At 44.0% G+C, this 6,994-nt stretch carries 5 protein-coding genes; all 5 read right to left on the reverse strand.

What is annotated here, in order from left to right; translation table 11 throughout:
- Nucleotides 1-9 precede the first annotated feature (9 nt).
- A complete protein-coding gene (locus D8862_RS06150; protein WP_125449349.1) occupies nt 10-2,406 on the reverse strand; it encodes a primosomal protein N' in 2,397 nt (798 codons plus the stop codon).
- 65 nt (nt 2,407-2,471) lie between these two features.
- Complete coding sequence (gene rpoZ, locus D8862_RS06155; RefSeq protein WP_002875802.1) at nt 2,472-2,786, reverse strand: DNA-directed RNA polymerase subunit omega; 315 nt, start codon at nt 2,784-2,786, stop codon at nt 2,472-2,474.
- A gap of 24 nt (nt 2,787-2,810) precedes the next feature.
- A complete protein-coding gene (gmk, locus tag D8862_RS06160) occupies nt 2,811-3,437 on the reverse strand; it encodes a guanylate kinase (RefSeq protein WP_125398958.1) in 627 nt (208 codons plus the stop codon).
- 134 nt (nt 3,438-3,571) lie between these two features.
- Nucleotides 3,572-5,185: a ribonuclease Y gene (locus tag D8862_RS06165; RefSeq protein WP_125394747.1), complete on the reverse strand. Its 1,614-nt coding sequence runs from the start codon at nt 5,183-5,185 to the stop codon at nt 3,572-3,574.
- A gap of 202 nt (nt 5,186-5,387) precedes the next feature.
- On the reverse strand, nt 5,388-6,485 hold the full coding sequence (locus tag D8862_RS06170) for a nucleotidyltransferase (RefSeq protein WP_125449351.1): 1,098 nt from the start codon (nt 6,483-6,485) through the stop codon (nt 5,388-5,390).
- Nucleotides 6,486-6,994 lie beyond the last annotated feature (509 nt).

Below are 6,994 nucleotides of genomic sequence, written 5' to 3' on the forward strand. Positions count from 1 at the left end.
TTCTCCTTCTTATAAAAATTGCTGCGGTTCATGGTCAATACTAAGACGAAGCTCGCTATTTTCCCGTTCTTGAGTTAAGGCCAAGACCTGGTTGAGGGTTGGACTCAGCTCATCTTCTAAACGGTATTTAATCAAAATCTGGTAATGATAAAGGTTGTGGGTACGGGCAATGGGTTTTGGTGTCGGTCCAAGGATTTTGCTAGTTTCCGATAAACCTGAGCGCAAAATTCCCATAACTTTATAGGCACGTTTGACAACCTCTTCTTCTTTCTTGTGAGAGAGGGTAATCCCAATAGTGAAATAATAAGGCGGATAGCCGAGTTGGCGCCTAATACTCATTTCATAGGCATAAAAACCTTCATAATCCTGTTCCTTGGCAAAACGAATGGCATAATGATCAGGATTGTAAGACTGGATCAAGACCTGCCCAGCCTTTTCCGCACGACCTGCACGGCCAGACACCTGAGTTAAGAGTTGGAAGGTTCTCTCAGAAGAACGAAAATCAGGCAGATTCAAAGCCGTATCTGCATTGAGCACTCCGACTAGGGTCACATTGGGAAAATCCAAGCCCTTAGCAATCATCTGAGTTCCCAGCAAGATATCTGCTTCCCTTCGCCCAAACTGGTCAAGAAGAGCTTGGTGACTACCTTTCTTGCGAGTTGTATCCACATCCATCCGCAGAATGCGTGCCTGAGGAAAGAGCTCTGCTAGCTCATCGTAGGCTTTCTGAGTCCCCGTCCCGTAGTAGCGAATACTGCGGCTCTGACAGTTGGGACAGACATGAGGAATTCCCTTGGAAAAGCCACAATAATGGCAGTTCATGGTCTTGGTATCCATGTGGAGAGTCAAGGAAATGTCACAGTTGGGACAACTATCCACAGTTCCACACTCCCGACACATAACAAAGCTAGAATAACCCCGACGGTTGAGCATGAGGACTACCTGCTCTTTTTTATCCAGACGGTCTTGAATGGCCTCTAGCAAAGGAGGCGTAAAGTTTGACGTCTCATTCTGCCCGATATAGTCACGAAAGTCAATCACTTGAACCTCAGGAATAGTGGCTAAAGGATTAGCTCGTTGGGTCAGACGTAAGTGTTGATAGACGCCTTTTCTAGCCCGCGCACGGCTTTCTAAGCTCGGTGTCGCCGAACCAAGGACCAGGGCTGCTTGATTGTACTGGGCCCGTAAGATGGCTACCTCTCTCGCATGATAACGCGGATTGCTGTCTTGTTTATAGCTGGCTTCGTGTTCTTCATCGATAATCATGACACCCAGATTTTTCAGAGGTGCAAAGATGGCCGATCTGGCGCCAACCACAACTTGGGCATCGCCACGCTCAACCTTGCGCCATTCATCGTACTTTTCACCATTGGAAAGGCCTGAGTGAAGGATGGCTACTTTCTCGCCGAAACGAGCAATGAACCGCTCCGTCATCTGTGACGTCAGGGAAATCTCAGGTACCAGTAAAATAGCCGTTTTACCCTTGTCCAAGGCTCCTTGGATAATCTGCAAGTAAACCTCAGTTTTCCCGCTTCCTGTAATCCCTTGAAGGAGGAAAGGAGGTTGCTGACTGCCAACAGCGCCGATAACAGCATCGCGAGCCTGTCTTTGTTCAGGATTCAATTCCAAAGGTTGGCTGGCTTCAATGCCTTCAAAATAAGCAGCTGAACGTTGCACTTCCTTTTGAACTAAGGCTAGAGCTCCTTGTTCCACAAAGAAATTGACTTGCTCCCGCGAGTAGGATTCTAACAAGCTAGCCAGAGGAGCACTTTCAGGATGAGACAGCAGATAGTCTCTGAGCTCTGCCTTTTTCTTAGCACGCGTAGAAATCTCAATCTGCTCTAGCTGAGTAGCATCAACCTCATACCAAGACTGGGTCTTGACCTTCTTTTGATCGACTGCCTGGTACTCTAAACGGAGCAAACCTTTTCTAGTCAAGCGCATCATCTCGGCCTGTTTGGCCAAATCCAGAGAAGAAAAGGCTAGCGAATCTTCTGAACCAAACAAGCGCTCTCGGTCTGCCTGGCTCAGACCTTCCAGAGGATAGAGAATCTTATCATAGCTGGAGTTTAAAAAACCTGGAAGCATAGCTTTTAGGATGGAGATTTTGTAAGAAAAGACGGACTTTCGTAGCTCCTCAGCCAGCCAGAGTTGCTCCTGGGTCAAGACTGGAGAAAAATCTAGGACTTCTGCAATCTCTTTCAAGTCCTGATCTGCCACTTCTTCATCCGGCTGGGACTCCAAACCTAGCACAATCCCTTGGATCAAACGATTGCCCTTACCGAAGGGGACATGGACCCGCATACCGACTTCCAGCATGTCTATAAATTCATCAGGGACCTTGTAACTGTAGGGCTGGTCCGTCTGCATCAGGGGAACATCCACGATAATCTTTGCGATCGCCATTTTCTCACCTCCTTCTTGTCAGTAAATTCTTGCAATAGAAAAAATAAGATTGAGTCCCCCCAACCTTAAATTTTTTCACCATCTTCTTTTTCTTTAGCGATTTGCTCTTTGATTTTCTTTTCTTCTTCTTCTCTGCGGCGTTTTTCTTCTTCGATACGGAGACGAACCGCTTCACGTTTTCCTTCTGGATCTGGGTGAATCGTAACGTTTCCGGACTCGATTTCTTCTAAAGCACGAAGAGTTGATTTTTCAGACTTAAACTCTTGAGTTGCTGGCGCGCCTGCTTCTAGTTCGTGGGCACGCTTTGCTTCCAAGATTACGAGTGAATATTTTGATGGCACCTTGTCGAGCAAGGTATCAATAGAGGGTTTTAACATCATTTGCTTGTACCTGTTTCCTATAGTTTATCGAGTAGTTGGAGATTTTGGCAACATCTCCTGATAGTGACCAATGACACGGTCCACACGGAAGTGTTCTGCTTCGATCACACGCTTGACACGTTCAGCAGCGAGGGGCACCTGATCGTTGACAATGGCATAATCATACTCACGCATGAGAGCAATTTCTTCCTTGGCTTTTTCGATTCGTTGGGCAATCACTTCAGCGCTATCTGTTCCACGACCTACCAAACGATCTTGCAATTCATCCAAATCTGGTGGCGTTAAAAAGATAAAAACAGCATCTGGAACCTTTTTCTTAACCTGAAGGGCTCCTTGGACTTCAATCTCAAGAAATACATCGATTCCCTTGTCTAGGGTTTCGTTGACATAGGTCAGAGGAGTTCCATAGTAGTTACCGACATATTCTGCATATTCCAACATCTGACCTTGACGGATCAGCTCTTCAAACTCTTCACGAGTACGGAAGAAATAGTCTACCCCGTCCACTTCACTAGGACGTTGCGCCCGTGTTGTCATCGATACAGAGTATTGAAATTGATTCTCAGAACTCTCAAAAATCTCTCTTCTAACCGTTCCTTTCCCAACTCCTGAAGGACCAGAAAAAACGATTAGCAAGCCTCGGTCTGCCATTATGTCTCCTTTAGTTAGTCTGTGAAATAAAGTGAAATTTCTCTCGGATACTGATGATAGCGTCAGTTATCCTTCTACAGTCTTTCTATCTAGTGTAACAAAAAAGCAGTAATTTTTCAACTGCTCTTTCTTATTTATTTAGCATAATCTACTGCACGAAGTTCGCGGATCACGGTTACCTTGATATTTCCTGGGTAATCGAGATTGTTTTCAATTTTCTCACGAACTTTGTGAGCCAAGATTGTGACTTTGTCGTCTTTGATTTGTCCTGGATTAACCATGATGCGGATTTCACGTCCTGCTTGAAGGGCAAAGCTATTTTGCACTCCTTCAAAGCCATTGGCGATTTCTTCCAAATCATGGAGACGCTTGATATAGCTTTCAAGAGACTCGCTACGAGCACCTGGACGCGCTGCACTCAAGGCATCTGCTGCAGCAACGATCACTGCAATGACGCTTTCGGCTTCGACATCCCCGTGGTGGCTAGCAATCGTATTCACCACAACTGGGTGTTCCTTGTACTTACGAGCCAACTCCGTACCAATCTCAACGTGGCTACCTTCAACCTCGCGGTCAATGGCTTTCCCGATGTCGTGAAGGAATCCAGCACGACGGGCAAGAGCTGCATTTTCACCAAGTTCACTCGCAATGATACCAGATAACTTAGCAACCTCAATCGAATGACGCAAGACATTTTGTCCATAAGAAGTACGGAACTGCAAACGTCCCATAATCTTCATCAAGTCTGGATGGAGGTTAGGCGCACCAATCTCATAGGCAGCAGCCTCACCGTATTCACGGATTTTATTGTCAATCTCCTGACGGTTTTTCTCCACCAACTCCTCGATACGAGCTGGGTGGATACGGCCATCCTTGAGCAACATTTCCATGGTCATACGAGCAATTTCACGACGAATCGGATCAAATCCTGACAAGGTTACCACTTCCGGTGTATCGTCGATAATCACATCGACCCCTGTCAAACTCTCAAAGGTACGAATATTACGTCCTTCACGACCGATAATGCGTCCCTTCATGGTATCATCTGGTAGGTGAACTGTCGAGTTTGTTGACTCTGCTACATAGTCACCAGCGATACGCTGCATAGCCTGAACCAAGATATCTTTCGCAATCTTGTCTGAACGTTCCTTGACTTCTTGCTCAGCCTCACGAATGCGGCTAGCAATTTCCTTGGTCAAGTTTTCCTCTGTTTGGGCCAAGATAATATCTCGAGCCTCAGTTTGGGAAAGGGAACCGATACGTTCAAGTTCAGCTTCTTTTTGTCTTTCGACTTCCTCTAATTGCTCTTCACGTGCATCAAGGTTTTTTGCTCTATCAGAAATACTTTGTTCTTTTTGTTCAAGTGTTTTTTCTTTGTTCGTCAAATTGTCGTCCTTACGGTCAAGGCTCGCAGCTCTCTCCGTCAAACGACTTTCAATTTGCTTGAGCTCCTGACGTTCTGACTTAAATTCAGCGTCCACTTCTTCACGGTATTTTCTGGCTTCCTCTTTGGCCTCCAATAGTGCTTCTTTTTTAAGAGACTTGCTTTCGCTCTTGGCTTCATTTAGCAATAAATCCGCTTCGCGCTCAGCTTGTCCTCGTAAATTAGTTGCTTCTTGTTCAGCATTTAGAAGCATCAACTCTGCAGCTTCTTGAGATGATTTCATCTTAGCCGAGATGCTGACATATCCAATGACTAAACCAATGATGACGGCAAAAACAACAATCGCAATGGTCATGATTTCCATGTTTTTACCTCATTAAATTTGTTTATCGAATGACATACATTCCTTAATATTCTATCATAAAAAACCGATTTCCACAAACCCAAATTGAAGAGTTTTGTGTGATTTTTTGAAGAAATTCCTTAGATTTCAAAGCAAAATAAAGATTCTTTAAAAATTTAAATTTTCATGAAAGCCGAGGCAAAAAGCCCACCTTTCAGTAGACTTAGTTTGTTTCTATTCTAATCGGCACTCTACCGAAATTCTGCTCTGCGATACTTGGCTGTCCTAGTTGGTAAATCTGGTCTGCCTTTTGGGTCATGGTATCCCAAGGTTCTTTGCCAATTCGGCTGACTAGATGGATCCGCTCTTTCAGAGACTTGAGATGTTGTCTGCCTTTTTCCGTAAAACCAAGGACATGGATGCCTTCTGGCAAGTCGCTTTCTCTGGCCTGCACTAAAATATAAGTCAAGAGGCGACGTACACGCGCCTTGGTGTAGCGTTTGGTGGCAACCGCCTCGACCAATTCGTCAACAGACTGAGCCGTCTTAATAGCTTCCTTGATGCGCACAGCCATTTCTTGATTGACCTGATAGATGGTCGTTAGGTCAGGATTTGACAAGATTTGATAGCGGAGAAATGGAAAATAGTCATCCCAGCTTACCTTACTGGCCTGCTCAAAGAGAGCAACAGAAGGCATAAAGCGTTCTAAGAAATCTTGGTCTGATTGATGCTGACGGAGAGCTGTTGCCGAGGCAAAGTCCACATCCTTATCCACAGAATGATAACCAGCCCCCTGACGCTGAATCGGATGGAGTTTGATTCTACGTCCCGCAACCGCCTTGGCATAGGCCAAAGCTAGAACATGATTGGGCGTCTTGCCAGAAAAATCCAGACCTGCAAATTCCTTCCACATGGCTTGGGTTTTCTGGGGATAGGAGAGAGAATCAGGCAGATTATCCACAAAATTCTCCATCTCAGCACCTTGCTCCGTGTATAGGTCAGCAATTTTCTGATAATCCAGAACTTCCTCCGTCCCGAAAGCTAGAGTATCAATCCCCAAGCGAGCCAAGATATCCACAGCTCCTTGACCGAAGAAATCAGCTGCCTGAACACTAACTAAAAAGGGCAATTCCACTACCAGATCCGCTCCATTTTCCAGCGCCATCTGAGCCCGAGTCCACTTGTCCACGATAGCCGGCTCTCCACGCTGCATGAAATTCCCAGACATGGCAACGATTTTCAGTCCCTCCGCCTGCTCAAGCAGGTATTTGTGGCCATTATGAAAAGGATTGAACTCCGCGATAATACCTGTGATGGTCATGATGTTCTCCTAATTTTCTAAAAATAATTAATTCTGATATATGGATATCGTTTTGGCCTATTCGTTCTTTCTACTCGATTTATATCAACTTTATCTATATTAATTTTAGTTAGTAACATAATTATTATATTTGAAGACGTAATACAACTTGTAATAAATATCGGTATAATCGTATACGAATCAAACGATGTAATTCGATCGTTTACCTCATCTAATGAAAGAAAATAAGTAGCAAGAATTGCAAGATAAATAATTACAAACGTAAATACTTGAATCCATTTATATAAATAATTGAATATATCTATTATGAATAATTCTTCATTTCTTGAAATAAACCTGAATATGCCGTATATACCAAGAACTGATAAAATGATAATTAACATTATATATAATAGTTGCAATTCTACTAACTTATCATAGAAAGAAATTATTACTTCTATTGAAGTTCCATGAATATATGACTTATCAAAAAATTTGACAAATATGACTCCTAAAATGAGGGGCAAGAT

The sequence above is a fragment of the Streptococcus oralis genome, assembly GCF_003942585.1.
Lineage (GTDB): Bacteria > Bacillota > Bacilli > Lactobacillales > Streptococcaceae > Streptococcus > Streptococcus oralis_BE.